This is a genomic window from Paenibacillus wenxiniae (genome assembly GCF_039822605.1).
Lineage (GTDB): Bacteria > Bacillota > Bacilli > Paenibacillales > Paenibacillaceae > Saccharibacillus > Saccharibacillus wenxiniae.
On the sequence record NZ_JBCGUH010000007.1, the window covers coordinates 205832 to 232086 of the forward strand.

At 41.8% G+C, this 26255-nt stretch carries 20 protein-coding genes and 1 pseudogene; 8 read left to right on the forward strand and 13 right to left on the reverse strand.

Annotated elements, in window-relative coordinates; genetic code table 11:
- Positions 1-38: 38 nt before the first annotated feature.
- On the reverse strand, positions 39-2846 hold the full coding sequence (locus AAHF22_RS14570; protein WP_347325748.1) for an ATP-binding protein: 2808 nt from the start codon (positions 2844-2846) through the stop codon (positions 39-41).
- 578 nt (positions 2847-3424) lie between these two features.
- Between AAHF22_RS14570 and AAHF22_RS14575 the strand changes: the two genes are divergently transcribed.
- Both AAHF22_RS14575 and AAHF22_RS14580 read left to right on the forward strand, forming a co-directional pair.
- Positions 3425-4126, forward strand: a complete 702-nt coding sequence (locus tag AAHF22_RS14575; RefSeq protein ID WP_347325749.1) for a response regulator transcription factor — start codon at positions 3425-3427, stop codon at positions 4124-4126.
- An 85-nt stretch (positions 4127-4211) separates the two neighbouring features.
- The gene (locus tag AAHF22_RS14580) at positions 4212-5216 is read left to right on the forward strand and encodes a DMT family transporter (RefSeq protein WP_347325750.1); all 1005 of its coding nucleotides are present in this window, start codon (positions 4212-4214) and stop codon (positions 5214-5216) included.
- Positions 5217-5377: 161 nt separating this feature from the next.
- On the opposite strand, the gene AAHF22_RS14585 is transcribed toward AAHF22_RS14580, so the two are convergent.
- Together AAHF22_RS14585 and AAHF22_RS14590 are read right to left on the reverse strand one after the other, a co-directional pair.
- Positions 5378-7426, reverse strand: a complete 2049-nt coding sequence (locus AAHF22_RS14585) for an iron ABC transporter permease (RefSeq protein ID WP_347325751.1) — start codon at positions 7424-7426, stop codon at positions 5378-5380.
- The gene (locus tag AAHF22_RS14590; RefSeq protein ID WP_347325752.1) at positions 7423-8418 is read right to left on the reverse strand and encodes an ABC transporter substrate-binding protein; all 996 of its coding nucleotides are present in this window, start codon (positions 8416-8418) and stop codon (positions 7423-7425) included. The genes AAHF22_RS14585 and AAHF22_RS14590 overlap by 4 nt, the downstream gene beginning before the upstream one ends.
- 469 nt (positions 8419-8887) lie before the next feature.
- Between AAHF22_RS14590 and AAHF22_RS14595 the strand changes: the two genes are divergently transcribed.
- Positions 8888-10075, forward strand: coding sequence for a macrolide family glycosyltransferase (locus tag AAHF22_RS14595; protein ID WP_347325753.1), 1188 nt, complete (start codon positions 8888-8890; stop codon positions 10073-10075).
- A 75-nt stretch (positions 10076-10150) separates the two neighbouring features.
- Here the strand turns inward: AAHF22_RS14595 and AAHF22_RS14600 are convergent, their stop codons facing one another.
- Together AAHF22_RS14600 and AAHF22_RS14605 are read right to left on the reverse strand one after the other, a co-directional pair.
- Positions 10151-10774: a restriction endonuclease gene (locus AAHF22_RS14600; protein WP_347325754.1), complete on the reverse strand. Its 624-nt coding sequence runs from the start codon at positions 10772-10774 to the stop codon at positions 10151-10153.
- Between the two features lie 442 nt (positions 10775-11216).
- Positions 11217-12848, reverse strand: coding sequence for a hypothetical protein (locus AAHF22_RS14605; protein ID WP_347325755.1), 1632 nt, complete (start codon positions 12846-12848; stop codon positions 11217-11219).
- Between the two features lie 894 nt (positions 12849-13742).
- Here AAHF22_RS14605 and AAHF22_RS14610 point away from each other — a divergent pair.
- Both AAHF22_RS14610 and AAHF22_RS14615 read left to right on the forward strand, forming a co-directional pair.
- Positions 13743-14675, forward strand: a complete 933-nt coding sequence (locus AAHF22_RS14610) for a sulfurtransferase (protein ID WP_347325756.1) — start codon at positions 13743-13745, stop codon at positions 14673-14675.
- 410 nt (positions 14676-15085) lie between these two features.
- On the forward strand, positions 15086-16306 hold the full coding sequence (locus AAHF22_RS14615; RefSeq protein WP_347325757.1) for a hypothetical protein: 1221 nt from the start codon (positions 15086-15088) through the stop codon (positions 16304-16306).
- Positions 16307-16584: 278 nt separating this feature from the next.
- On the opposite strand, the gene AAHF22_RS14620 is transcribed toward AAHF22_RS14615, so the two are convergent.
- From AAHF22_RS14620 to AAHF22_RS14630, 3 genes are all read right to left on the reverse strand, one after another.
- A complete protein-coding gene (locus AAHF22_RS14620) occupies positions 16585-17370 on the reverse strand; it encodes a hypothetical protein (RefSeq protein ID WP_347325758.1) in 786 nt (261 codons plus the stop codon).
- Between the two features lie 196 nt (positions 17371-17566).
- Positions 17567-19039, reverse strand: a complete 1473-nt coding sequence (locus tag AAHF22_RS14625) for an SIR2 family NAD-dependent protein deacylase (protein WP_347325759.1) — start codon at positions 19037-19039, stop codon at positions 17567-17569.
- A gap of 150 nt (positions 19040-19189) precedes the next feature.
- Positions 19190-19762: a hypothetical protein gene (locus AAHF22_RS14630; RefSeq protein ID WP_347325760.1), complete on the reverse strand. Its 573-nt coding sequence runs from the start codon at positions 19760-19762 to the stop codon at positions 19190-19192.
- A gap of 163 nt (positions 19763-19925) precedes the next feature.
- Between AAHF22_RS14630 and AAHF22_RS14635 the strand changes: the two are divergent.
- Positions 19926-20198: pseudogene (locus AAHF22_RS14635) on the forward strand (sulfurtransferase); the annotation flags it as partial.
- Between the two features lie 227 nt (positions 20199-20425).
- Here AAHF22_RS14635 and AAHF22_RS14640 read toward each other — a convergent pair.
- The 3 genes from AAHF22_RS14640 to AAHF22_RS14650 form a co-directional block, all read right to left on the reverse strand.
- Positions 20426-21355: a VanZ family protein gene (locus AAHF22_RS14640; RefSeq protein WP_347325762.1), complete on the reverse strand. Its 930-nt coding sequence runs from the start codon at positions 21353-21355 to the stop codon at positions 20426-20428.
- A gap of 281 nt (positions 21356-21636) precedes the next feature.
- Positions 21637-22158, reverse strand: a complete 522-nt coding sequence (locus tag AAHF22_RS14645; RefSeq protein ID WP_347325763.1) for a hypothetical protein — start codon at positions 22156-22158, stop codon at positions 21637-21639.
- Positions 22159-22630: 472 nt separating this feature from the next.
- Complete coding sequence (locus AAHF22_RS14650) at positions 22631-23176, reverse strand: NAD(P)H-dependent oxidoreductase (RefSeq protein WP_347325764.1); 546 nt, start codon at positions 23174-23176, stop codon at positions 22631-22633.
- Positions 23177-23498: 322 nt separating this feature from the next.
- Here AAHF22_RS14650 and AAHF22_RS14655 point away from each other — a divergent pair, with 322 nt between their 5' ends.
- The gene (locus tag AAHF22_RS14655; RefSeq protein WP_347325765.1) at positions 23499-23879 is read left to right on the forward strand and encodes a winged helix-turn-helix transcriptional regulator; all 381 of its coding nucleotides are present in this window, start codon (positions 23499-23501) and stop codon (positions 23877-23879) included.
- A 119-nt stretch (positions 23880-23998) separates the two neighbouring features.
- The gene (locus AAHF22_RS14660) at positions 23999-24790 is read left to right on the forward strand and encodes an SDR family oxidoreductase (protein ID WP_347325766.1); all 792 of its coding nucleotides are present in this window, start codon (positions 23999-24001) and stop codon (positions 24788-24790) included.
- A 233-nt stretch (positions 24791-25023) separates the two neighbouring features.
- Here AAHF22_RS14660 and AAHF22_RS14665 read toward each other — a convergent pair whose 3' ends face one another.
- Both AAHF22_RS14665 and AAHF22_RS14670 read right to left on the reverse strand, forming a co-directional pair.
- Positions 25024-25581 carry a hypothetical protein gene (locus AAHF22_RS14665; RefSeq protein ID WP_347325767.1) on the reverse strand — a complete coding sequence of 186 codons (558 nt, stop codon included), beginning with the start codon at positions 25579-25581 and terminating at the stop codon, positions 25024-25026.
- A 170-nt stretch (positions 25582-25751) separates the two neighbouring features.
- Complete coding sequence (locus tag AAHF22_RS14670; protein WP_347325768.1) at positions 25752-26180, reverse strand: NUDIX hydrolase; 429 nt, start codon at positions 26178-26180, stop codon at positions 25752-25754.
- Positions 26181-26255 lie beyond the last annotated feature (75 nt).

A 26255-nucleotide genomic window follows, 5' to 3' on the forward strand; every position in this document is an offset into this window, starting at 1 on the left:
CTAGCTTAATGCAGCGAATGAAAGCTGTCAATGCTTACTCATAGACGAATCATATCATGTGCTTCCGGCGCACCCGGTTCATCGGCTGCGGGTAGTTGAATCGTGAAGATGGAGCCTTTCCCCCTCTCTGATTTAAAGCTTAATTTCCCACGATGTGCATCGATAATCCGTTGTGCAATATACAGTCCCAGACCCGTACCTCCAATTCGTCTTGCCTCTGCCACACCCGAACGGAAAAATTTCTGAAAAATACGCGGCTGATCCGACTCGGCAATTCCGATACCATAATCCTCAATCTCGATCATAACGCTGTCTTCCTTTTCAAGCAGACGAATGTCTATCGGTAATTCTGCGGCTGAATATTTGAGCGCATTACTAATCAGATTACTAATCACCTGAATCATCCGGTTATGGTCACCTACAATATAGACTTCATGATCCGGCGTGGATAAATGTAACCGATCGCGCTGCTGAATATCCCATTGAAAGCAAACGACCTGTAACAATTCATTTAACCGGATACGTCCCATCATATAATCGACGCGTCCGGCATCGATCCGCTGACTATCGAGGAAATCATCCAGTAATCGCGACAGACGTGTCCCTTCAAACTGAATCGTATTCATAAACTCACGCCGCTTGGCTGCTGGAATATCTTCGTACATCGATAGCATTTCAATATAGCCCATAATCGCAGACAGTGGGGTACGCAGCTCATGGGATACGACAGCAATCAGCTCATTTTGCAGCTGCTTCATGCGGCGCTCTTCGGTACAATCGCGGAAAGTGAGCAGGAAACCCTGGCTAACATTCGTTTGCAGATCATCAAGCGGTGTCATACGCACACATAACAACAGACCGCTTCTGCTTTTAATGATCATATCCTGCTCCCAATCTTCCTGCCCTTCAAAATAACGCTGTAAGCGATCATATAATGAATAAGCATCTGGTTCCAGTTGCGCTTGCACCTGCTCTAACAGCTCTGATACAGGGTGACCAGTATTATCTTCTAATTTGAACAAAATTTGCATCGTCGGATTAATAAACAATGTGCTGCCCTGCACATCTCCGATCACAATGCCTTCCTGTACATTTTGCAACAAATTACCGGTAATCTGCTTCTGCTTCTCTACAGCTACCTGTTCCTCCAGCAAACGATCCGTCAGCTGCTTCACCTGACGCTCATGCTCACTATACTTTTGCTGTGCCTGCTCCTGTTCAGTCAGATCATGTACGAAAAAGGTATGCATCGCCTGACCTTCATTTAGAATCTCACTGCGCATCAGCTCGGCACGAAATGTAGTGCCATCGGTACGAGTCACTAGCACGGTGCTGCTTTGTCCGCCTGATGAGGGTTCATCAATCTGAATAAACTGAGATAATGGTGTGCCAGTCACCTCTGTCAGCTCACATTGAAGCAACTGTTCAGCAGCTGGATTCATTTCAGTAATACGAAGTTTGCTATCGGTGGAGATAATACCATCTACCGCAAGCCGCAAAATCGCTCTTTTTTGTGCCTGGCTCTCTGCCAGATCAAATGTACGCTCAACGACCCGTATTTCCAGCAATTCTTTATCCTTTTTAATCTGTACAAATTGTTTTTCCAGCGTATCGACCATGCTCTGGAAATTGCGAATCAGCTGGCGAATTTCTACAATATAACTTTGCGGCCACTTCACCCGTTCACTGCTACCTAATCGACTCGGAATATGATCCGACGCCTCAATTAACAGTTGCAGCGGTCGCGCAAGCGTGCGACTAATGAGCTGCGCCAGCAAAGCAGCGATCACAATAATAAATAACATCCGAATCATCGTTTGCAAATAGAAATTGTACATCGGATACAAATAATACGAAAAAGGTAACACCATAATCAGCTTATTACCGTCCTGTAATGAAGCATACAGTACAAAATTGGATTGCTCCCAGCGTTCCAGCAAATACTCGCTTTGCAATGGATACTGCTCGTACACCTGCACTCCATAGCGATTCAGTAGTAATGTCTGCTTGTATAATGCTCCATTATTGACAAAGCTTGCAGCTTCATCCCAGGTAAACGTCGATTCGATGACGGTTCCCTTTGGACTGATCAGAATGGAATCCACAGTAAAATCCTGCTTATACTCCTGCATGAGCTGGCGCGTTTTGAAATCATTTTGATTGATCTCCTGCATCTGATCAATATACATACGCGAGGAGCGTTCCAAATTCGTCGAACCCCAGCGTATCACATCATGAAATTGCTGGCTGCCATTAACAAACAAAATGAGAATCGAGCTAGCCATAATTAACACCAGCAAATATTTAAAAATAACACTTCGTATCGAAATGATATAGACCGGCTGCTTGCCAATCGGAACACGCTTGAGTAAAAAACCGACAACAGTAGACGCAATCAGTGCGTTTACGATACCATTAAGGAGGCGGTTAATCAGCAGTAACCAGATCAGATTCGTATTGATCTCCACATGATACACAAATAAGTTCATCACATAATAAATCGGTAAAGCGAGCGTGATCCAAAATAAAATATCTAGCTTTAATAGCATAATATTGCGAAAATATCGTAAACCAATCGCTATGAATGCCAGTTCAAACGTATGAACAACCAGTGTTTGCGTATACGCATGGTACAATACGAACGGCAAATTGATTAGCAACATAGCTGGCCAGGCAAACGAAATACCATACAATCGCAAAATAATCAAAAGCGCAGCGCTACCAAACACAAATACAAGCGCAAACGAAAGGTTTAAAACCAGTCCGTTAAGTATGATTCCTAAGATGGTCAGAAGGAGTGTACCGATCCAGGGTGACTTGAACAAATGAAGTATTTTGTATTTCATAACCAACGGCCCTTTCCATCACGAACAGCAGCTACTTCAAACGATCTGGCATTCATAGCATACTTGATCCCAATTCTTAATAATGCAGACGACTATAATGACTATTTCATAGTGTTGTCAAAAATATTCCATATCCCCCATATCGTCTATCAATGGTACAATATATGCGTATTTACCAGCAGGCAGACACATCGATTGATAATGACTAAGTAATTAAGATAATACGATAAATTCATTATACCTGCAAATACATGATCCGAGAATCATAAAGAGCTTCCTCAAGGAAATCCAACCATCTACCAGTCTTATGTACATACGTGTGAATAGACGATCATGGTTTGCAAAGACTGCCTGTATCCTTGCCGTCTTAGGCAATGAGGAAAAGCTAATTACGTACCGACTACTGCACATGCAAGCACATTTTCCAGCGTTGCATATCAGCCTGTAGCTATTTGACACCACAAGATTCGCATCCCGGGCGAAAAAAGATTACTTTAAGATCGTAATTTAGCATCACAGCGTCAGCTATTGACGACTGGCTGATGTAGCCCTAATTTTCAAACAGGAGAGTGACAGCAATGCCTACGAAAGTGTTATTGATCGAAGATGAGAAAAGCCTGGCCGATATGATCGCCTTTTTCCTTCAAGAAGAAGGCTACGATACGAAACTAATCCCTGATGCTGCTGAAGCGCTGGCACTGCTAGATGAATACAGCCCTGACATTATCGTTACCGATCTGATGCTACCTGATCTGAGCGGCAGCGAGCTTGTTCAGGAAATTCGCAAGCAATCTACCGTACCGGTATTAATGATATCGGCAAATACGATGTTAAATGAGCGGCTCAAAGCATTGGATAACGGTGCAGACGATTTTTTATGTAAACCGTTTAGCCTGAAAGAACTGGATGCTCGTATCAAAGCACTGCTACGGCGCAGTGAGCTGCATCGGATGAATGGCTATAGTCTATCAGCGAGTACGACGCAGAATCGGATTTCGGTAAATGATTACCGGCATAGCTTGTTTGTCGATGATCAGGAGGTCGAAGTGACTCAGATTGAGTTTGCGATTATGAAAGAGCTTCATAATGCGCCGGGTAAAGTATTTACCCGTAACGAGCTTATGGATCGCATTAAAGGGGGCGACCGCGCTTACCTGGATCGCACGATCGATGTGCATATTTCTAATCTGCGTAAAAAGATCGAACGCGACCCGAAAAATCCGGAGCATATTTTGACTGTATGGGGTACTGGATATAAATATGTACAGGTTGCTGAATAAGTGAACTGTAAACGCAGGGTGATCATGGTGATCACCCTGCGTTTTGACTAGACTGACATGGATATCGACATAGGAGAGCAAACGAATGAAAACAACGATCCACACCCGCGAGCACTGGATTCCGCTGGAAGTCCTCTACGTGATCGGCATTATCGCCATTTCCTTTTCATCTATCTTTATTCGCTGGTCTGATGCAAATGTATCCGTCATTGCGATGTACCGTCTGTACTTTACCGATCTGCTACTATTGCCGCTAGCATTACGGCATTATCGTGCACTGTTGAATATTCCGCTGCGTGTATGGCTGATGCTGGCATTGTCTGGATTGATGCTAGCGCTGCATTTTCTGTTCTGGATGGGTTCGCTCCGGTTAACGACCGTTGCCAGCTCAACGGTTATTTTGACACTAGAACCGATCATGGTCGTGATCGGTTCGTATTTTCTGTTTAAAACACGTACCAATCGGTATATGATCATCGGGATGGCGCTTGCGGTAATCGGCTCGGTCGCGATTGGCTGGGGTGACTTTACCGTGTCAGGCACTGCTTTTCAGGGGGATATGTTGTCCTTTTTCGGTACGATCGCGGTGGCGATTCATATGCTAATTAGCAAGCAAGTTCGTGCCTATATGGATGCACTGGTATATAATTTCTGGGTATTCTTCATGGCAGCCACTGTGCTCGCGCTGTACAATATCGCTCAGGGCATTCCTTTTACCGGTTATGAAGCTCGTGACTGGGGTGTATTCTGGTTGCTGGCGCTCGTACCTACGCTGTTTGGACATTATTTATTCAACTGGCTACTTAAATATATGAACGCAGGCGCTGTATCGATGGCTGTGCTGGGCGAGCCAGTGTTCTCCTCCCTCCTCGCTTTCTGGCTACTAGGCGAAGCGCTAACAGGGATACAGCTTGGAGCCGGTACACTGATTCTGATTGGCGTATGGGTATTTATTCGATTTGGTAATGAAAAAGAAAAGACGCTTGTGCCGCCGGATATTATGGCACCTGAGCATGAACTCGGAGATGATTCTCCCTCTGCTCATCCCTCGTCTACGACACGGCTGCACACGCAAACAGATAAAAAGTAATAACTAAACCGAAAACTACGGTACGAGTTTAATATGGAGCCTTTTCCCCGGCGAATACGAGTGTCCATAGCAAAAAGCTTCCCTCTCCGCGTCATATCGCGGTGGGGAAGCTTTTTGCGTTTAACCATTCACATGAGTACGATCCAATTTACAACGAATTATCATTTAAGCGGTCGATGCCAGTTCGAACGGTACATCAAATACAGGAAATATGGCGTACCGATCAACGCAATCAGCAGACCGGACGGCACTTCAGCTGGTGCGATGACCGTGCGACCGATCGTATCGGCCAGCACGAGCATCAGCGCACCGGTTAATGCCGACAGAAACATCGCCTGTCTTAAATGATGTCCGGTCAGCAAGCGCACCATGTGCGGTGCAATCAATCCGATAAAACCGACTGTTCCAACGCAAGCAACTGCGCCTGCGGCAAGCAAGACGCCGATCGTCATCGATAATAAACGCGTGCGTCGTACCGAAAGACCAAAGCCGCCAGCACTCTGATCATCAAAGACAAGCAATTCAAATCGTCTTGCCAGCCACCAGGCAATCGGCACCAGAATCAATAAAAAGAGTCCAATCGTCCATACCTGTTCCCATGTACGTGCATAGGTGCTACCCGTTAGCCAGATGTAGCCCATATTGTTCCACAGTGCACCACGCACGATCAGAATCTGAATACCTGCGCCCGCAATTGCCGAGATCGCAATCCCCATCAGTATGACAGATGATGGATTCAGCCCCTTTTTCCACGACAGCAAAAAGATTAACACCGCTGCCACCATCGCTCCGATAATCGCGGCGAGCGGCATCCAGTATACCGGCAAACCCGGTAAGACAATAATGACCAGCATCGCTGCAAATCCCGCTCCAGATGACACACCGACAATCGACGCATCTGCCAGTGGATTGCGGACAGCCAATTGAATCAGCGTCCCACTAATCGCCAGTGCTGCTCCAGCTCCAGCAGCAACGAGTGTACGCGGAATACGTAATTGAATAAGCGCGGAATACAATCCGTCCGAGCCAAATAGCGACGAAAACAACGCTGCGGTCGGGATGCGCATGCCGCCAAACATCGTACTTCCCACGATAATGAGCAAAGTCAATACGATAAACACGGACGCTAGGATTGGAAACGGTAAGCGGCGCAGCGCTCTACCTGTATTCAGCGATGAAGTAGCAGCAGCGCCACTTGCTTTCATACGAGTCATGACTAGCCAGATCAGCCACGGTGCTCCAATGATAGCCATTACCGCTCCGGTTTGCAGTTCCATACTGGAGTTGCGCACCATTTTGGCAAGTACATCGGCTCCCGTTAACAGTGCTGCTCCCCATAAAAAGGTAGCCGGCAACAGCCAGCGATGAGCGCGTACACCGCTGAGCCGTACAAGATGCGGAACGACCAGACCGACAAACCCAATCGGGCCAACGACACTAACGATCATCGCTGCCAGCAATACCGCAACCAGCAAACCGCCAGCCCGTGCGATGGCGACATTTTGTCCAAGTGAAGAGGCGGTCGATTCATCCAGATCCAGCACGTCCCATTGCCGTGAACATAGCAGCGCCAGTAGCGCTAGCCCGATAATCCACGGCCAGGCATACTGCACACCGCTCCAATCATTTTGGACAAGTGAGCCAGAACCCCACAGGAACAACCCTTGCGTTTCAAAAGCAAAAAAGATATGTAAAGCACTCGTAAATGAACCGAGCAACATCGATACGATCATACCGGACAGTGCCAGTCGAATCGGACTGGATGTGCGTCCGCCACCCATCACATAAGCGATACCTGCCGCCAGCAAACCACCTAATGACGCGAATAAAAAAGGCGATTGATGCAATAACGAAGGAAACAGAACCGTTCCAAGTACAACGACAAAATACGCTCCGGCATTAATACCAAGCGTATCCGATGCTGCCAGCGGATTACGGGTAATCGTTTGCAACAACGCTCCGGCAACCGCCAGTGCTCCACCAGACAACATGCCAATCATCGTGCGCGGCATCCGCAAATCCCACACCATATTATGCTCCAGCGTAGCATCGCGCTCAGTTAACGCTTCTACTACCGTATGCAGTGGGATTTCCGCTTCTCCATAACATAAACTTATAAAAAAAAGCACGATGAGAGCGGCAAAACCGCCCCCATAAATGCTTACGATACGCCAGTGTTGCAGCGGCTCAACCCGCAAAACCGAACTCATTTTGTAACCGCTCCAACCACCCCATCGACCAGTGCTTTAGAAGAAAGCGGGCCGCCAAACGTCCATGTGGAACCATCCAACGGATACGTACGTTTTTCTTTTACAAAATTCAATTGATTCCATACCGAATTATTTTTCATCGGTGCACCGAACACATCATCATCCGCCTGTACAATGTAAATCAGACTGCTATCCTGCACTTTGGAGAGAGATTCGATGCCGACTGTAGTAAAGCCGTATTTATCCGTTTGCTCTGATTTCCAGTCATTGACCATACCGATTTTGTCCAGCGTGCCAACGACTACCGAGTTATCGGTAAACATACGCAGGCTAGCTGCATTTTGTGAAGTGAACGCTTGCGTCAGCGCGTAGTGCATACCTTCCTTGCCTGCTGCCTTTAATTTCTCTTTCGCTTGCTCGTAATGTGCATCCAGATCAGCCAGAACTTGCTTCGCCTGATCTTCTTTACCAACAGCTTTACCAATCTCGTTGAATACATCTACCATACGGTCATAGTCGTATCCATTACCTTGATACATATTGAACTCCAGCGTCGGCGCAATCGCCTTAAGCTGATCGTACAATTCCGGTACATTATCCGACGTTTTAATAATCAAATCCGGTTTGAGCGCAGCGATCGCTTCCAGATTTGGCTCGGAGCGTGTACCTACATCAGTTACGCTACTATCCAGTGCGGCATTGGACGTTACCCACTGCTTGTAACCCGCATTGTCCGCATTACCGACTGGCTGTACACCAAGTGCGACCATATCCTCGGTAAATGTCCATTCCAGTACGACGACACGCTTCGCCGGTTGATTCAGCTTTACCTCACCATGATTATCTTTAACTGTAATGGCTCCCGCTGCACCTTCAGTTGTCGTATTCGTTGCAGATGAACCATTCTGTGCCGAATTGTTTGCTGCTCCACAGCCTGCCAGTATGAGTACCAGCGCCAGTGGCAACATAAAATAACCCCATCTTGTTTTCATATGTACGCTCCCCTATAGATGTAACTTTATTCGGATAATGATAATCATTATCAATAAAGAATTATGAAGTTTATTTGTTACTTTGTCAATCGCAATTACTAAAACTAAAATTTTTAGGAGAACGATCTTGTCGATGAAGCAGAATGAGGCAGCATTACTTCACTAGCTAAAAACATTACTTTACTATCTAAAAATGTTACTTTACCTTCTAAGAAAGTTACTCCATCAGCTAAAAAGGAAAGACCCTGTTCATTACTATAAATAAGTCAACCGAGGATATAACGAAGAATATGCCTATTTTCCATGATGCAAATGTGAATAAAAATAGACTATTTTTGCATGAAGTTGATTTTCCTTCCAATTAACATGTATAACTGAAAGTACATTTACCTTCTAACTTCGTCTTGCATAGGCTTAAAATCAGGGCAACGATGTAGATTCAACTATAAAAAAGTGGGAGTGGTACGATATGCTTCAGATTCTATTCGTCGGTTTTCCAGCAGAAGGTCATGTCAATCCTACGCTTGGATTAGTACAAGCATTTACCGAGCGCGGCGATCAGGTTCATTATATTACGACTGAACATTACAAAGAGCGTATAGAAGCAGTCGGCGCGACTGTCCATCTGCATGACGATTTGATTCGTATGGCGAAGGTGAGCGTTGGCTCCGTTGAGGGTGTCAAACAGTTTTTAAATTTACATGCTCAGATTTCGCTCGCTATTCTGGATCTTGCCGATCAATTGAAGCAAACGATCCATTTCGACGTCATCATTTTTGATAAATTTGGAGCCGGTGAGCTAGTAAGTGAATATTTGAATGTGCCCGGTATTAGCTCCTCTGCTTCCTTCCTCATTCCGAATAACGCTATGGCTGAAAAGATTTTCAAGGATAAAGATGCGTCATTATTTGAGCCGGATCAGCCAATGAAAGATTCACTGTCACAGATACAGCAAAAGTATGGCGTCTCCCCTAAACATCCATTTCAATTTATGAATAATAAAGCACCACTGACTATTGTGTATACCAGTAAATACTTTCAGCCGAATAATGCAATGTTTGACGATACGAGTATCTTTATCGGGCCAAGTTTTCCAGAGCGCGTAGGTCATTCTGATTTTCCATTGGAGCGTTTAGAAGGTCAGCAGGTGTTGTATATTTCGATGGGTACCGTATTGCATCAGGTAGAGCATTTTTTCAATGCTTGTATCGAAGCGTTTGCCGATTTTGACGGAATCGTAGTCATTGCTGCTGGGGAAAAGGCAGATCTGTCCAAGCTCCATCCAGCTCCAGATCACTTTATGATTGCACCGTATGTGCCGCAATTAAAAGTATTGAATCTTGCGGATGTGACGATCACTCACGGTGGCATGAACAGTGTCAACGAAGCGATTCATTTTAACGTGCCGATGGTCATTTTGCCTCAGGATAAAGACCAGCCGATGGTCGCACAGCGCTTAGTCGAGCTGGAAGCAGCCTATCGCATCACCAAAGATCAGATCAATGTCGAATCACTCCGAATGGGCGTTCATGAAGTGTTGTCGAACCCAGCGTACAAAGAAAATGTTAAAAAAATCAACGCCAGCTTCCAGCAATCCGGCGGTCCTGCTGAAGCGCTCACGCGTATTGATGAATTTTTGAAAATTAAATCCCTTTAATTATGTATGATAAACAGGACAACACCTGCAAGTCGGCGTTGTCCTGTTTAGCTTGATATGAAAATATAGACTTGTTTAGTCGTACAATCGGTGCTGCCGCTTCTCATCCTGTTGCCACGGTGACATCGCCAGTTCCGCCTCGCTTTCGATCAGCTCCATTGCTTCATCATATTTGCCTGCTTTGAAGCAGCGAATAATGAACAGCAGATCATCACGTCCTAGCAGCTTCACTTCATTTACACCAGCAAGGGTCACACATGAACTTGTAAAACGCGCTGCCGAAGTGAGCACTATACACCGTTCGGCATCGTAATAGCGCATCGAGCCATACACTTCCTGCACGGCATCCAACCCAATCGCCTGATTCGCTCCATAACGTTTCGCTTGCAGCACATTGCGCACACCGAGCCGATCGGTAAAGACAAGATCTGCGCCAAAATCACTGCTGTCCTTCGTCTTTTCCGCATCCTCATACCCAAGCTCAGTAAACAGTCGGTGCAAATAGCGCTCAAATTCAGCACCTTCCATATCGTCGATATCGGCAATCGTCATTTTACGCGGATCTAGCCGTGCACGTCGTAACTGCATGCGGGAGCGCTTGAACGCTCGCATGCCCAGCCATAACAACAGTAATACGAGCAGCGCCCCAATCCCCCACGCTGCCCACTGTTGATTCATCCCATCCATCACATGCGCCATGTTGCCTGTATCCTCTCTGTCTGTCTTATCTTGTCTTGTCTTGTTGGTTGTATAGGCATGACTTGCGCAAAACTACGTCTTATCAAAACTCATGTTGGAAAACTACCAGCATGATGAATCGTTTTTCACCTTATTTTCTTCCTATAGTAAAGTGCTTACACGTATATGAGTTTACATAAGTTTGCGTACACGGCCTAGTTCGTTAACCACTTTACACAATCAGTTTGATTAGGTGCTTATATCGATCATGCAAACCTTAAATCCACTTCAACATTTAAATATAATCTGATCAAGCACCAGACAGCGCCCTCCAGTCATCAATCTCATCCCTTTATCGGTTAAAACAATCCCGTTTCAGGTGAGTATAACTGCATGTACGATAATCACCTAAGCAAACAAACGGCCTCGAACTACCTATATAAAACAAGTTTGAAGACACGTTCTAGTAACTACCCGAAGAAATATTATCAAGCCAGCCCCGTTGACGCCAATAATCCAATGCAAATTCCTCTGCGCCTTCCGGTGCTTCACCTGTCAGCAAATAAGAATTATATCGATGCAACAACTGAACCGCCTTTTGAAACAGCGGTAACGCATAGTGTAGCTGCACATCGCCTGTATAACTCACCTGTATACGTGTATCATTATCCTCGTCCGCCTTATAACCAATCAGCACACTCTCTGTCCCATCCGCATGCACCGAGATTGAATAAAAATAATTTTCATGCAGCGTATCGCCCTGCTCATCCTCATATTCGCGCCCGATCCGAATAAGTGGCATTTGCGGTTCACCGTGGAATAAGGCTCCCTGCTGTCTGAACGCGATAAACAAATCGCCCAGCCACAATCCTTGATGTTCATCATCGTAAAAATCATCATACGGCTGCGCAATGGGCAATGCCAGCAACTCGCGGATTTCTTTAGGTGCAATCATCATACGTGCATACTCATAATGAGATGCCGCATGCAAAAGCCCACGCCAGCCTGTCTGACATAACTGCACAAATGTTTGCGGGGCATGACGATTCAGCGTATGCCATTCCGTATCATTGCCTTCCAGATAACGAAATTTGATCGATACTTGCCAGAGATAGGTAGAGTCACCAGATAGAACGCCAGGCAAAATATCACGCGGTTGCTCTACTGGCTCACTGCGAATCAGCAGCGCATGACGATCGTCATTTTGAATATAAATGCCCTGGAAGCAGCCTTCCTCCTTCTCCTGCCCGTAAGCAACCGCGCGTATAAACACCCCATCCATCCAAAATTCATAACAGGGCGCCGTATCTTCCGGATGACGCATACAGAGTAGAGAAGCCGCAGTCGCTCGGCGAATATTAACCGGATTAATCTCGGGATTTTCAAATAAAAAAGGAATTTCCGATACGACGAAAGGGCGCAAATACTCATGCCGTAAAACAGGCTTCCCCTTCAAAATCATCCGTATCATCTGCTTACGCCATAAGAACGGTTCGTCATCATCGATCACACATTCTGTATCAAACGCATCAAAACGATCCCTACCTGCCCACGCGTCAGGAGACTCCATTCCTTCCCAGTGCAGCTGCATATGCTGCTCACCACGCGCCTCTACCGAATACTGATCCGTTTGTAAAAGCAGCCCACCTGACAGCTCACCACGCACGATGAGCAGACCATGATTATAATCACCCCAGAGCAAATGCTCAGCGCGCAGATTACCGGTCACATACACTTCCTGTCCACCCAGCAAGATGTAAGGAGCAGACATATCGCCAAGTACGATCAGTCCAGTTGCTCCATCCGTTTCATCATTCGCAATCAGTCGATTCACTTTCAAATGCCCTTCGACCAGCACGAGCAAAATGGTCTCATTCTCGCGCGCTTCATCCGTATCCTCTGCGGCTGACCAGTCGTCATGTAGAGGATTGTCCAGATTGAGCACATCCAGCTCCAAATCACCAGCGCAATATAGCACCCATTCCTCACGATATTCATCCGGCCGCCGTTCCAACCAATCAGCGATCAAACTATCGGCAGGCAGTTTGTGTTGGATATCTGCTAATTTTAGCTTCTCATAACGTTTCGTATTCATCGCCGTTACCTCCTCGTTTTGGAACATAGATGTACAATTCGTCGATCATGATGGCTGCGGATGTTGCTGCATCTACATCAAACTGCATTAGAATGGTGGATATGTAAAGGAATTGCCTACACATTTGTTATCACAGGTGTCTGTGCGTTAGAGCAGGTTAAATGAGTTTCACATGTAAACGGTTTTAGCAAAATACTACGTATTGAGTACATGTCGAATAGTACAGATCGAAGTTACGTCTGGAAATATAGCAAGGTTTAATCACGTCACTCTCTGCCCATAGTACCTGTAGCCTGTGCTAGACAGATCTCGCTTTGAGAAACCATGCCAATATAACCACTTTGCATTTATTGTAATAGAGGATATTGCGAATCACAACGGAACAGAGAACGATTTTCAGAAGGCAATTGCTATTCGTCGTACTTTCTCATACTTCCTGTCTGGATTATTGGGACAATTCAGGTGTAAGATAAGGTAAATGTATGGGGGCTTTGTATGAAGCTTTGTATTCTTCATACTTTTCATATTCTTATCTTCTGTATTTTCTTAGTGATAGCTGCAAGCATATGCTCCTTTGGCTCGCCCATCTTACGAATCTGGCTTTGTTCACGCTCACCACAAGCTGCAAACACAATATGCTGTTAATGCTGTTAATGCTCTTAACGCTCTTAATGCTCTTAATGCTCTTAATGCTCTTAATGCTCTTAATGCTCTTAATGCTCTTAATGCTCTTAATGCTCTTAATGCTCTTAATGCTCTTAATGCTCTTAATGCTCTTAATGACGTTAATGCTCTTAATATTCTTTATTTTGTTTATGCTCTTCACTGTAACTGTGCTGATCCATTTGCTGCATTTCACCATTCTATTTTACATACCGAAAGGAGCTTCATCCTATGCAAAACACCGTATCAATCAAATGGCTACTCGCTCGCCTGTATGAACCCGATCTCATCGTTGCCGATTGCCGTTTCTGGCTAGACAACCCACAGGCCGGTCGCCAAAAATATAACGAATCTCATATCCCGCGTGCCATCTACCTCGATCTGGAAGAAGACCTGTCTTCCCCAATTAGCACCCACGGTGGACGTCACCCTTTACCTGAACCTGAGCAGATCGCCAAAACATTCGGTCGCGCCGGCATCAGTCAGGACGATCGGATCGTGATCTATGACGATAATAAAGGCATGTACGCAGCAAGACTGTGGTGGATGCTAACGTATATGGGACATACACAGGTGTACATATTGGAACAGGATTTTAGCGCCTGGAAACAGGCAGGCTTCCCAGTGACCGATGAGCAGCCGATTGTGGTGCCCAAGACGTTTGAAGCACGTACACAGCAGCAGATGGTGGTGGATGTGGATGATGTAAGGAAGGTGTCAGATCGCTTGACTGGTGCAGGTAGGGGCGCAGTGGCTGATGATGCTCATTCGTCTGTACCTTCCGTCTCTTCATCATCTTCGTCCCCTTCAACTTCCCCTTCTCCCACCGTGCTAATCGACTCACGCGCGCATAGTCGCTATCTGGGATTGGAAGAAACGATGGACAAAAAAGCCGGACATATTCCCGGTGCGGTGAATTTCTTCTGGCAGGATGTGTTGACCGAGGCTGGAAGTTTGAAGTCGGTGGAGCAGCTGGAGGAACATTTTGCTGGACTAGATCGTAATGCGGAGATTATTGTGTATTGCGGGTCTGGTGTGTCGGCATGTCCGAATGTGGTGGCGTTGACGCAGATTGGGTTTGAGAATGTGAAGTTGTATCCGGGAAGCTGGAGTGATTGGGTGAGTTATGAGGAGCATGTGATTGCGACGGGTGAGGAAAAATAAAGGATTAATAATTTAAGAAGCCCCTTTTTCTAAAAGGGGCTTCTTAAATTATTGTAATGATCTTAGAAATAAACAATTATAAATTAAATGTAGGATTTTTTTACATTAGTTCAATAACGAAGCAACAAATACAGCACTAAGTTGTGAGATCGCCATACTTGTGCCCTAGTAATTAATTTATATACATAGCATACTAGACACAATATATATGTTTACTCCAGCATCAGTACAATTGTGCTAGAGTATTTAGGGAATTAAGGTATGTATAATCCATTTATATCCTATATAAAATATTTATCAAACTAAAATCATGTACATGCAATAATTCATAAATATTCAAGAAATAATCCCAAAGAATTTGCTCTAAAATTCATTCTAACTAAATATTTACACAAATTAGGAGGCAGAACATGAACGAGCAATTAGACGATTATGATTTCCCAAAAGAAGTAACCGATTTATCAAAAGCGATAACAAAAACTATATTAGATTACTTTGAATCAGTTTACAAAATTGATATGAGAGGATCGTTTCATCAATATCAATTGCTTAGAATACTATTTTGTTTGCAAGCAGACAAAGGGGAACTAATACTTGACTCATTGTTAGAAACTGTTGAGTTTATTGTTGATACTCACGATTCAAATACAGAAGTCATGAATGATTTAGTAAGAATTTCATTTAAAAAGCGAGATGAAGCATTATATCATTTCTGGGAGTACCATTCTAAAGCAAAGCTCCTTAAAGACGAAAATTTATCATTTAGAAAAAAAACTTCATATAGATTTTCTATGATCCATCAAATATCAGAACACATGTTAAAACGTGAAGCATATTTATTATATGCTGCTTTTCAAGTATCAAATGTCGAAAATGTAAAAAAAGATATAGCTTTAAACGACACTATACAAATGCTATTACTACTTCCATTTGAATATTTTAAAAACATTGATTCACATAAATTGAAAGATATATCGATAAATCAATGGAGAAATATAGCAGCACATTCATCTTATGAATGTAAAAATGAAACGATTGAAATCGCTTATAGCAATAATAAGACCAAAACAATTTCATTAAAAGAGTTAGATATTGTAATTTCCGAAATTTACAGTTTAAGGATATTTGTAAAAACAGTTACAAATCTATGCCTTGATATATTACAAATAAAATTTCCAGAGTATATTGAGGAATCAAGATATGTTCCTGAAACGACTATGATAGACATTAATGCTTATTATGAAAAATTTGAAACAAAAATTACAAAATTTGAACTAAGTGATTCAGTTAGGATTAATGATCTACTTTATAAAGTTGAAGGTGAGTCATACTTTAAAATTGAAATTGAGAGTACTTATAGTGATCGTTTAGAGGTAGTTAAACTAACATTTTTATCATTAATCCAACTTTCAAAAACTATTAATGAATATAATTGCACAGTAAAGCTAGAAGATATAGTATGGGTATTTGAAATTTTATTCATGGAGGATAATGCTGTTCTGGTTCTTTCTATTAGTTACGACGAAGTCTCCCTTTTAGTAAAGTATCCAGAGGAATACCTTGTGATGCTAGAGAGAAAATTATCTGAACCTAATGCGGCATACATTAGATCGATTTTAAAGATAGAATAAAGTTATCAGTTAAAAGTCCGTTCCTTTGCGGGCTTTTTATTATGCTACTAACTTTAAAATATAATGTGCTAGTAACTAAACTTAGTGATTGTAAATATTCCAATTCATTTGAAGTCAATAACAATCAATGTTAAAACAAGAATTTAGCAGCTTATTGAACAAGTGTAGTTCTCGCATAATCAAGCATTTTCAATTTATTATTGCATTAGAACACTTAAAAGAGTAATAAAGTAAGAACAATTAGAACATTTTTATTAATTCTAAAGTCAAAATTCAGTCTACTCAAGAAATAAATCTTCAAAATCTTTTTTAGAATCAAAAACATATTTAATCACATGTTCTTTATTGACCCTGACTTCTTGACTCCAAAGACTAAAGCCTAAAGCGCTTGTATCTAATTCTAACATTATATAATCAAGGTCTAGTTCATAAAATTCATTGTATTTAGAAACTAAAGGAGAAAGTTTATCTTTGAGTTGAGTATTATAAATCGGCTTAAAATAATTAATTAAAGTCGCTTCTGCAACGATAATATTTTGCATTTTAGAAAATCGCAGGAACTCAGTATTATTTTTTTTAGATTCAACAAAATCATGAATATAATTTCTTATACCATCATTCGGTTCATTGGGATCAAAGTAAGCAATTGAATTGGGACTAAATTTCCAAGCTGTCAACCAAATATCAGTATTCCAACTACTTTCACTATAAATTTTTTGTACAGTTTCATGGTGCTGCAAGCGATCAAAAACATTGCGAGTAGGAATTTCTTGTGAACCGTAAGATCGACCAATATACAGTACTTCAATATCTAAGATATCTGCATCCATCCCAGATTCAGCAAAAAAATCTTGCAGTATTAGTGCAGCATGACCTTGAAAAATTCCTCCTGTAGAATCTTCAATCAAAATGTATTGATTATTCATAGAAAAACTAACTTTAATTATTGCTTCACCCATAGGAATCTGGATATTTATGCTTTTAAATTTGATATCGCTGGCAACCAAAATCTGTCCTTTGAAAATCGAATCTGAAATATTATAGGAAGACGCATTAAACATCATAAGAGGTCTCTTACCGATCATATAAATGTGAAAATTGTCTTTATCCACATACTGTTTCTTCAATTGCTTAAGCTGATCTTGTTTAAACATATAACAATAATTTTGAACTAGTGAGATTCCTTTATTGTTTATTTTAAACACTCCTTTCAAATTTCAGAAATTTTAGAGTAGATTTCACTAAAAAAAGCTATACATATTAATAAATTTCAATATGACCTTCAATTTCTTTTTGAGTCGAAGCTATTAGGTTACCTAAAATATCGTAAATTTCATAACTTTTGTTCTCTAAAACTTTTGTGAACAGCTCAATAGCTTCTTGCGAATAACGATGGTTTGCAGCTCTCCCGCTACCCTGCTCCCTATCTACATGATATCGGTTAGTCTCTTGTTTGATCTTATAACCTGTTTCTTTTTCAATCGTTTTTATAATTGGATTTAAATATTGCCATCTGTCCAAACCCATATTAATTGCAACATCATTTAAAGAATAAGGATATTGTAAAAGTAATTGTTCTGGATTAGTCAAATTCCCCAAACCTGCTACATTTACTTTTTCGGTATTTTTCATGTCTTGAATAGCTTCAAAACCCAAATGTTTAGCCAAAGTATTGATATCGGTAATTGCCTTAAAATCAATTCTATCTACTGCTAAATTAGTAAATGTTTTACTCTTAACAATATTATAAACATTATTTTCTAATTCTCTGATAATGTTTACAGGCTCCTTATTTATATCTTGTTGTAAACTTTTAAACAACTCTGTAAAAGAGTTGACAAGAAGATAATTTATTCTTATTGTTTTACCATTTCCTAAATCAACAACTTTATCAGTTGAAGGCTTTGCATCACTTGATATATCGTTTTCTTGCCATTCTATAAACCAAATATTGCTTACTGGCTCATCATCATCAGATTTAATAATTTCAGAAACATCAGAAAGAATAGACTTAATATTCTCATCTGCAAGAGCATAGCCTAAAAATATTATTGGATATTCCATAAAATAAGTCAGCAATTTAGCAATTAGGTATTTCTGCTTCTCCATGAATATACTGTAGTCTTCGTTTGATATTACAATTTCAGAAGGTTGCGAAACGCAACCGTGTATTTTTAATAAATGACCGTAGTTGGTGGACTCTCTAGCTCTGATTACTTGTTGCCCAATAATGGGACTGTGGTTGGGAAAAATATGCTCCATAAGTAAATCATAATTGGTGGTTATTACAACGTGTGGCGTGATTTGAGCTAGCGCTTCTAACTCATCGTTGTATGGATGATTTTCTATAAAGAAATCATTTATCAGTGAGATTAAATGCTCAGAAATACGATGCTTCAAAAAAATACTCCTAGAATGAGTAAAACTATATAACTCTTTTGGAAAAAGACTCTCTGAATGTTTCTCCCACGCGTAATCATAATATTCAGTCGCAATTAAAGAACCTACTTGTGGCAAATTATCCATTCTTTCTTGAGTATAATATCCAATCGGATATTTTTTATTTGAGTTTGCTTCAATAAGATATTCAAGAAGTCCAATCCAATTAGGCGACTTGATATATCTTCTTGATATTCCTGCTCCAACAAAAAGGATTGGCCGACTATTACTGTCATTAAGCAAAGTGCTAATTTTATAAAGTGAATCTTTTAAATATTCTTCGTATCTAGTCAATTATGCTCAATCTCCTTTATTAATAATTTAATGGCTTTTCAATACTTTCTACTCGAAGGAATTTATATAAAGTAGCAGTTTTCTTCAACATTTTTCAATTAATATTCATAAGATATCAATCCAAAAAAATTGTATAAATTCTCTTGAAAATCAAATATATTTCTCAACATCATTGATAAATAGCTTTAAAATATCTCCTTTTTTGTAATCCTTAGTTTTATGTCCGGTATCTTTTCTAATAGCAATTAACAGCTCCTCCATTTGAAACATTACTTTATTGGCATCTATATCTTTGCCGTTTATAAACATACTTCTATAATTTGACCAGCGATCTATAACTTCATCGGAACCCCATACAAGTAGCTTTTGAGTAAATACACTCATAAACTTTAAAACTTCTTGCTCCTCCATAGGTTTTCCTTCAATTTTTTCATGCATCAAAAGTTTAAATAAAAACTCAACAAATTCCTCATATATCGGAATTTTTTTATTTCTATGCTCTAACTCAATTGTCCGTTTATTCTCATAATACTTAGCTATAACTATGGATAAAACCGAAACCATGATTGTAGCCGAAGCAGCTATCAAGGGGGCAGCAACTTCTTTAGGAATAGAACTAAAAACAAAAAATAATCCTTTAAAAAGAAAATACACTAAAAAGCCTATTATTATTAAAATAATCAATCCTAATGCAAATTGTTTCTTACTTGTACTGTTTTTCATGCATTACATCACCTCTATCATTATTTTTAATGAATTTGACTATAAACCTTGCATAAGAATATGTGCTAATAATTTAACTTATATGCGTATTGATTTAAACGTGAGCCAGTATATGAATATACAACCTTTATTTTATCATAAATTCCAAAATAAAGAATATATAACGGGACATATTCCAGGGGCAGTGAATTTCTTCTGGCAGGATGTGCTCACGGAGACAGGAACTTTGAAGTCTGCGGAGCAGCTGGAAGAGCATTTTACTGGGTTAGATAAGGATGCGGAGATTATCTTGTATTGTGGGTCTGGGGTTTCAGCTTGTCCGAATGTGGTTGGTCTGAAGCAGATTGGGTATGAGAATGTGAAGCTGTATCCGGGAAGTTGGAGTGATTGGATCAGCTATGAGGAAAATCCGATTGCGACGGGTGAGGAAAAATAAACTAGTTAGCACTAGAGAAGTCCATATTTGATACGGACTTCTTATTTTTTTCTTCGCATCATCTATTCTCGCTATTACCTCATTTACTTGATATAGTATCCCTATTTTCTTCCATCCCTTTGATCTTAAAAAGTGATCAATCAAACTATACTCTCTTAAATCAAAAAAAGAGCGACTCCAGGCCAAAACCAACGCTTAGAGCCGCTTCTTTTCCATTCCGTCTAACCTCATTCCCAAAAATGCTTCATCTCCCGATACCCAACATCCCATGCTTTCTCGTTTCCTTCTATCTTAATCGTGATCTCGTTGGCTGTGCCCTCTTCAAAATGCCACTCAAATACCTCCGGTCCATGCCCTTGATATTTTTGGGAGTTGGTTAAGATTTTTCGCACATTTACGGATAAGCTAATGCTTCCTTGAAAGTCGCTTTGATCGGGAATGCCGTATTGCAAATAAAGATAAGCAACTTTGCCATCTAATTTGTGGCTATATGTCTCTGATTTCTTGTTATTCGCATCGTATAGGTTAAATTGAGGCGTTACTTCTTGACCGTCTACTTGAAAAGGCAGCAATTCTCCCGTTTTCGATGCGACTCCACTGCTGGTTTTCCAATCGTTCAAAGCCACAAATGGTCCCGGAGATGTAGCGAGGACTTTATCAATGCCAGCACCAACTCCCCATGTCATGATCAATAGAATGACAATCGAAATACCTATAGACACTACACTTTGCCAAATGTTTTTGGCACGATTTCCCATGCGGTAAGCTGCGAAACCAATTACTGTGCCAGATGCATTTTTTAACACATCGTCTATATCAAAGCTTCCGCGTAGAGTCAAAGCTTGTATCGTTTCCAGCAAAAGGATGGATACCAGAAACCCTACAATGAATCGCACAAATGTCGTTCGATATAACAATGGAATGAATATGCCAAAAGGGATGAATGCCGCCATATTCCCCAGACTGACTACATCCATTACCGTCGGATGCAACAGTTCCCAAGGATTCGGCAATTTCAAAAAGTTATCAGGTAAAAAAATAAACGTATACTGATCGGATTCGGAATCGCCCCGCCCGAAAGCAAAAAACATAAGATACAAAATCAAAAGTGTATAGATGGTAGCTGCGGTGAAAAGAAGCTTGCGTTGTTTTGACATGATGATCTCCTTTAGTCAAAGCGTTTGAACAGTCTATATATAAGACGGACTGTTTATCCTTTTTGTATCCATGTACTGAAATCCAGATAGGAAGTACGCTATTCCAAAAGTACAAACGAATCACAATACAGCAAAAAGGGATTGATCGTATATCATGACCAATCCCTCCATTATTCATTGTCTCATTATCTATTTTCTTATTGTTCGTTTTGTCGTTATTCGGTTTGTCTCTTCATCTGCATATTGTATCAACTGAGTGTGCATCCCATGCCATCTCTTACTCAGCTACTCCACTGTTTATAGCCCAACACAGCATAGTTCGGATTATTACTTGAAATGAAAATACGGAATTTCTTGTAATCATTTCGAGGTAATTTCATCGCTTGCTTTTGCACTTTGGAACTTGGTTGGAAGGTAGCGACATATGCCGATTCCCAGCCGTGCTCTGTTTCGGCTTCCAGACTGAACACGACGATTTGTTTATTTTGCCCCCGAAATGGAAATACTGTGAATTGAACATCTGTAATGCCTTCTGCACCAAAACTGATCGTCGAACGGGGCGTCGATTCAGCATTAAAGCTAGCAAGAACATAATAAGATAGATTCGGAACAGGATCGCCCGGCTGTGGTGGTTCGGGAATCGTGATCGGCGTGCCCTGTATGCTGCTTGTATTCGACTGTATACCGCTTGCAGCGCTTTCCGCAAAAGCAGTCGATGAAGTAGAAGCAGATAGCGACAATGACACACCTACAGTCAAAGCCAGCATAGAGGAGGATTTCATTAGCGGTTTGAATGATTTCATTACTATTCCTCACTTTTATTTGTTAGAATCGTTAGCGCTCATCATGCTAGCATGTTAGTCTCACACCTCTTTCCTCATGCGTTCTCATTTTAGGTTTGTTTTTATATATAAATCAATGAATCACGAACACTTTCAATGTAACATTTTTTGGGATAAATGGTTATAAAACAAACAGCACTACTATCCACATACGGAATAGTAATGCTGTTCACTTCATTTCTGCCAAACGCTTTATCATTCTACCTCACATCTCAGCTGTCAGCTTTGCAGCTCAATCTTTATCGTGATCCTAATAAGGGACACCCTTGCTCATGATTCATTTACGTAATCCATCCTTGGAAAAAGGCAGGCTTCCCTGTCACCGACGAACACCCCATCGTCGTACCAAAAACATTTGAAGCATGTATACGGCAGGGAATGCTCGTAGATGGGATACGGTGCGCAAGGTATCGGAGCGTTTGTACGCTTATTTCTATTCAACTGCATAAGCGTTCTGCAAAATATACCTTACATACTCCCCCGCACTCTGCTCCACCTGCTCATCCGTTGCCTGAAATGAAGCACCGAAAAAGGCAAAGTACGGCAGCTCAATCGCACCGACATGATGCAAACTTGCTTTAAATGGAGCAAGAATTTGCTCTACCGTAAACTGAACAGACCCACCCGGCAAATAGTTAATTTCGTGATTGCCGATGGATAGGGCGACGCTGAAATATTTGCCTTTCAAACGATCTCCAGCCGATCCGTAAGCCCAGCCGTAAGCGAACACTTCATCCAGCCATTTTTTCAGCAGTGGTGGGTAACTGTACCAGTACAGTGGGAATTGTAAAATAATATGGTCGTATTGCTCCAGCAGTTGCTGCTCACGGGCTACGTCGATCTGCCAATCAGGATATTCTTTATATAATTCATGCAAAGTGATCTCTTGCGGATGCAATACTAACTCCTGCCGCCAGCGGCGATTGACGCGCGATGCCTCCAAATTCGGATGTGCCAGTATAACCAGTGTTTTTCTCATATTTTATGCTCCTTCTCCGTCTCTTTGTATGGATGCTAAGTTGTCTTCATCCTGCGTCTTCCTGCGTTTCGGAATATTCCCATTATGCTACCATCCGTTCAGGATGAAAATACACACAATGAAGTAAGATACTTACCTGAAGGTATGTACTGGACGTTAATCATCATCTGTGCCAGAATAAAGGTTTAAGGTGATGGTATTATGTGGAATGAACAGACATTCAACTGTCTATCCATAAAGTTAGATCTATTTTTTCCAGACATCGGCATGCATATATCTATACAATCTATATGGGCAAACTGAAATGAAGAGGAATGAAATCATGAAACAATATAATCTGGGCATTGAAGCTACACTCGAAATTATTGGCGGCAAGTGGAAAGCGCTAATTGTCTGTCTACTCATGACCGGAGTCAAACGAACCGGTCAATTGGAACGCAGCATTACAGGTATTTCACAAAAGGTACTCATTCAGCAGCTGCGTGAGCTAGAACGCGATGGTCTGGTGGAACGAAAAGTCTACGAACAAATGCCGCCACGCGTCGAATATAGCCTGACTCCATACGGTGTCACCGCCATTCAAATTGTAGAAGTCATGTGCGCATGGGGAACAGCAAATATTAAAATGCGGCAGCAAGCTGGTGAAGAAATCGAATTATTGGAAAATGAGTCAGATATGCTGGATATCCGCCTGTCCAAATAGCTCAGCCGATCTGTGCCTTTACGAATATGTCCCCTCCTCCCATGATTAACCGCCTTCCCCTCCGGGTAAATGCACTACGAGCAGGAATGAGAATGATCAACGAACAGGAGGATGACGACATGCTAGGGAAAAAGACCATTTTCATCACAGGTGCAGGGACCGGACTCGGAAAAGGCGCTGCCATTGGACTTGCACAAAAAGGACATCACGTTATTGCTACCGTTGAAACGATCTCCCAGGTTCCACCATTGCAAGACTATGCCAAAAAAGAGGGCTTAACTATCGATGTGTTCAAGCTGGATGTGAACAATCCACTTGATCGCGCTCAGGTGGATAAATACAATATCGATATCTTTGTTGCCAATGCTGCGATCGGACAGGGCGGGCCGCTAGCAGAATTGCCAGTAGAGAATCTGCGCCAGATTTTTGAAACGAATGTATTCAGTTCGTTGGAGCTAGTACAGCTCGTTGCCAAACAGATGGTGTCGAAGAAAAAAGGCAAAATCATCTTTATTAGCTCCATCGCCGGTCTGAGCGTCACGCCGTATCTCGGTCCTTACTGCGCATCCAAGCATGCGGTTGAAGCAATCGCACAAGCACTCAAGGAAGAGCTGGCGGAATTTAACGTACAGGTCGCTACGATCAATCCGGGTCCTTTCAAAACCGGATTTAACGATATGATGTTTGCCGAGAAGGAAAAATGGTATGACGAAAAGACCAATTTCACCAAACGTGCGGATTTGCTAAAAGGCGAGCAAATGCTTGCCCAGCAATTTGATCCACACGATATGATTGAGAAAATGGTCGAAATTATCGATGCCAAGCATCATCCATTCCGCAACGTCTATCCGGAAGCCTCTGAAAAACAGGTGAAGGAATACCAGGCCAAGCTATGGGAAGAACAGGTGTAACGGACGCAGCTAGATAAGATGTATCGATTAGCAGATATGGAATGGGAATGAACTTATTTTGAAATGAGCAGTGCCTTTTCGCGTATATCCTTGCACATAAAGGAATGGCGAAAAGGCACTGTTTTGCTTTTGAGTCATTTAGTATGATCTACTATTTATTCCGTCCGATAAGAAATGGCATGCTCTGATGTAGCTTGCTATAGTGCACTATCGTTTACATTCTTCGTTCCTCTTCACGTAAACATCATCATATGAATCCATATGAGCTTATGGTAGCCTTTCAACTTTTTAGGAATGTCGTTCATATTGTGAATAGCGTAGTCATACATGCTTACCGTCTGCTCATCTCTATCATACAGCTGATATGTACCGTCCATCGGTATCTCATTTCTAAATTTGTACAATGCCACGACATACTCTGCTTCGTGCTCGTAATCATAGTGAAGGTACGTTCGATCCAAACTGTCGATATGTTTAATCGCTTGCGTTGCTTGCCGTACTTGCCAAACGACCGATGGGCCAGACTCTTGTGGATACATATAGATCGTAAGGAAAGTTGTAATGATGATGGTCAAACTCACTTTGGTAATCACAAACCACTTTTTACGATACGTGATCAACATCGCTATGCCAACGATAATGATATTCACCAAAAATGTAAACGGAACCGTTATAATTCTCCCTAAGCCTGTATAGGGAAAAAATGCAATCAATACCATCGTCGTCAAAATCGTCGGCATCAATAAGAACATAAATCGTAAAAATCGCCGAAACTCTTTTAATTCGTCCATTCCATTCTCCTCTGCGATTAGGTTGACATGAGCTATCGTTGACTTGGCTAGCTACTTATGTAAAGAGGTTATCCTAACGATTCATACTGCTGCCCTGACGAGCTGCATACCAATTTATAATTGCTTGCGATGTTTGATCCACTCTTCTGGCGAATCCATCTACTCACTCCTTAATTTCGACCTTGATTATCATACGTTATCTCCTTTCCAGCTATAAATCCCCTTAACCCATCCTCATAATAAGGCATCAACCGCTCGGCCTGCTCGATATCCAACCAGGCGATTTCGGCAATCTCATCTGCTCTAACCCGTTCTTGCTGACCACCGACAATTTCACCTTTGAATGTCATAAACAACATATGCTCCTGCTTTTCTAAAAAGACACGTTCCTGGATCGCTACAATTCCATGAACCCGAATATCCAGCCCGGTTTCTTCTTTGGCCTCTCGAATGGCTGCTTGTTCTAAAGACTCATTATCTTCCACCGCGCCACCTGGCAAAGACCAGCGATCACCGGCAGGATCTATATTGCGCACGGCTAATACTTTAGATTGTGTTGCATCGGTAATGAAGGAATAGACTACGTTAACTCTGATCATAATAATCTCCTTTTCCATATCAATCTATAAACTGCATAGCAATCGAGCATTATTTCATACCAAATGAGTTAGGCT

Coding starts and splice junctions, on each gene's coding strand:
- AAHF22_RS14655 (WP_347325765.1), top strand. CDS start 23,499: ATGAAACAATATAATCTGGGCATTGAAGCTACACTCGAAATTATTGGC.
- AAHF22_RS14590 (WP_347325752.1), bottom strand. CDS start 8,418: ATGAAAACAAGATGGGGTTATTTTATGTTGCCACTGGCGCTGGTACTC.
- AAHF22_RS14610 (WP_347325756.1), top strand. CDS start 13,743: ATGCAAAACACCGTATCAATCAAATGGCTACTCGCTCGCCTGTATGAA.
- AAHF22_RS14640 (WP_347325762.1), bottom strand. CDS start 21,355: ATGTCAAAACAACGCAAGCTTCTTTTCACCGCAGCTACCATCTATACA.
- AAHF22_RS14650 (WP_347325764.1), bottom strand. CDS start 23,176: ATGAGAAAAACACTGGTTATACTGGCACATCCGAATTTGGAGGCATCG.
- AAHF22_RS14615 (WP_347325757.1), top strand. CDS start 15,086: ATGAACGAGCAATTAGACGATTATGATTTCCCAAAAGAAGTAACCGAT.
- AAHF22_RS14670 (WP_347325768.1), bottom strand. CDS start 26,180: ATGATCAGAGTTAACGTAGTCTATTCCTTCATTACCGATGCAACACAA.
- AAHF22_RS14660 (WP_347325766.1), top strand. CDS start 23,999: ATGCTAGGGAAAAAGACCATTTTCATCACAGGTGCAGGGACCGGACTC.
- AAHF22_RS14645 (WP_347325763.1), bottom strand. CDS start 22,158: ATGAAATCATTCAAACCGCTAATGAAATCCTCCTCTATGCTGGCTTTG.
- AAHF22_RS14570 (WP_347325748.1), bottom strand. CDS start 2,846: ATGAAATACAAAATACTTCATTTGTTCAAGTCACCCTGGATCGGTACA.
- AAHF22_RS14620 (WP_347325758.1), bottom strand. CDS start 17,370: ATGATGTTTAATGCGTCTTCCTATAATATTTCAGATTCGATTTTCAAA.
- AAHF22_RS14575 (WP_347325749.1), top strand. CDS start 3,425: ATGCCTACGAAAGTGTTATTGATCGAAGATGAGAAAAGCCTGGCCGAT.
- AAHF22_RS14600 (WP_347325754.1), bottom strand. CDS start 10,774: ATGGCGCATGTGATGGATGGGATGAATCAACAGTGGGCAGCGTGGGGG.
- AAHF22_RS14605 (WP_347325755.1), bottom strand. CDS start 12,848: ATGAATACGAAACGTTATGAGAAGCTAAAATTAGCAGATATCCAACAC.
- AAHF22_RS14630 (WP_347325760.1), bottom strand. CDS start 19,762: ATGAAAAACAGTACAAGTAAGAAACAATTTGCATTAGGATTGATTATT.
- AAHF22_RS14585 (WP_347325751.1), bottom strand. CDS start 7,426: ATGAGTTCGGTTTTGCGGGTTGAGCCGCTGCAACACTGGCGTATCGTA.
- AAHF22_RS14595 (WP_347325753.1), top strand. CDS start 8,888: ATGCTTCAGATTCTATTCGTCGGTTTTCCAGCAGAAGGTCATGTCAAT.
- AAHF22_RS14580 (WP_347325750.1), top strand. CDS start 4,212: ATGAAAACAACGATCCACACCCGCGAGCACTGGATTCCGCTGGAAGTC.
- AAHF22_RS14665 (WP_347325767.1), bottom strand. CDS start 25,581: ATGGACGAATTAAAAGAGTTTCGGCGATTTTTACGATTTATGTTCTTA.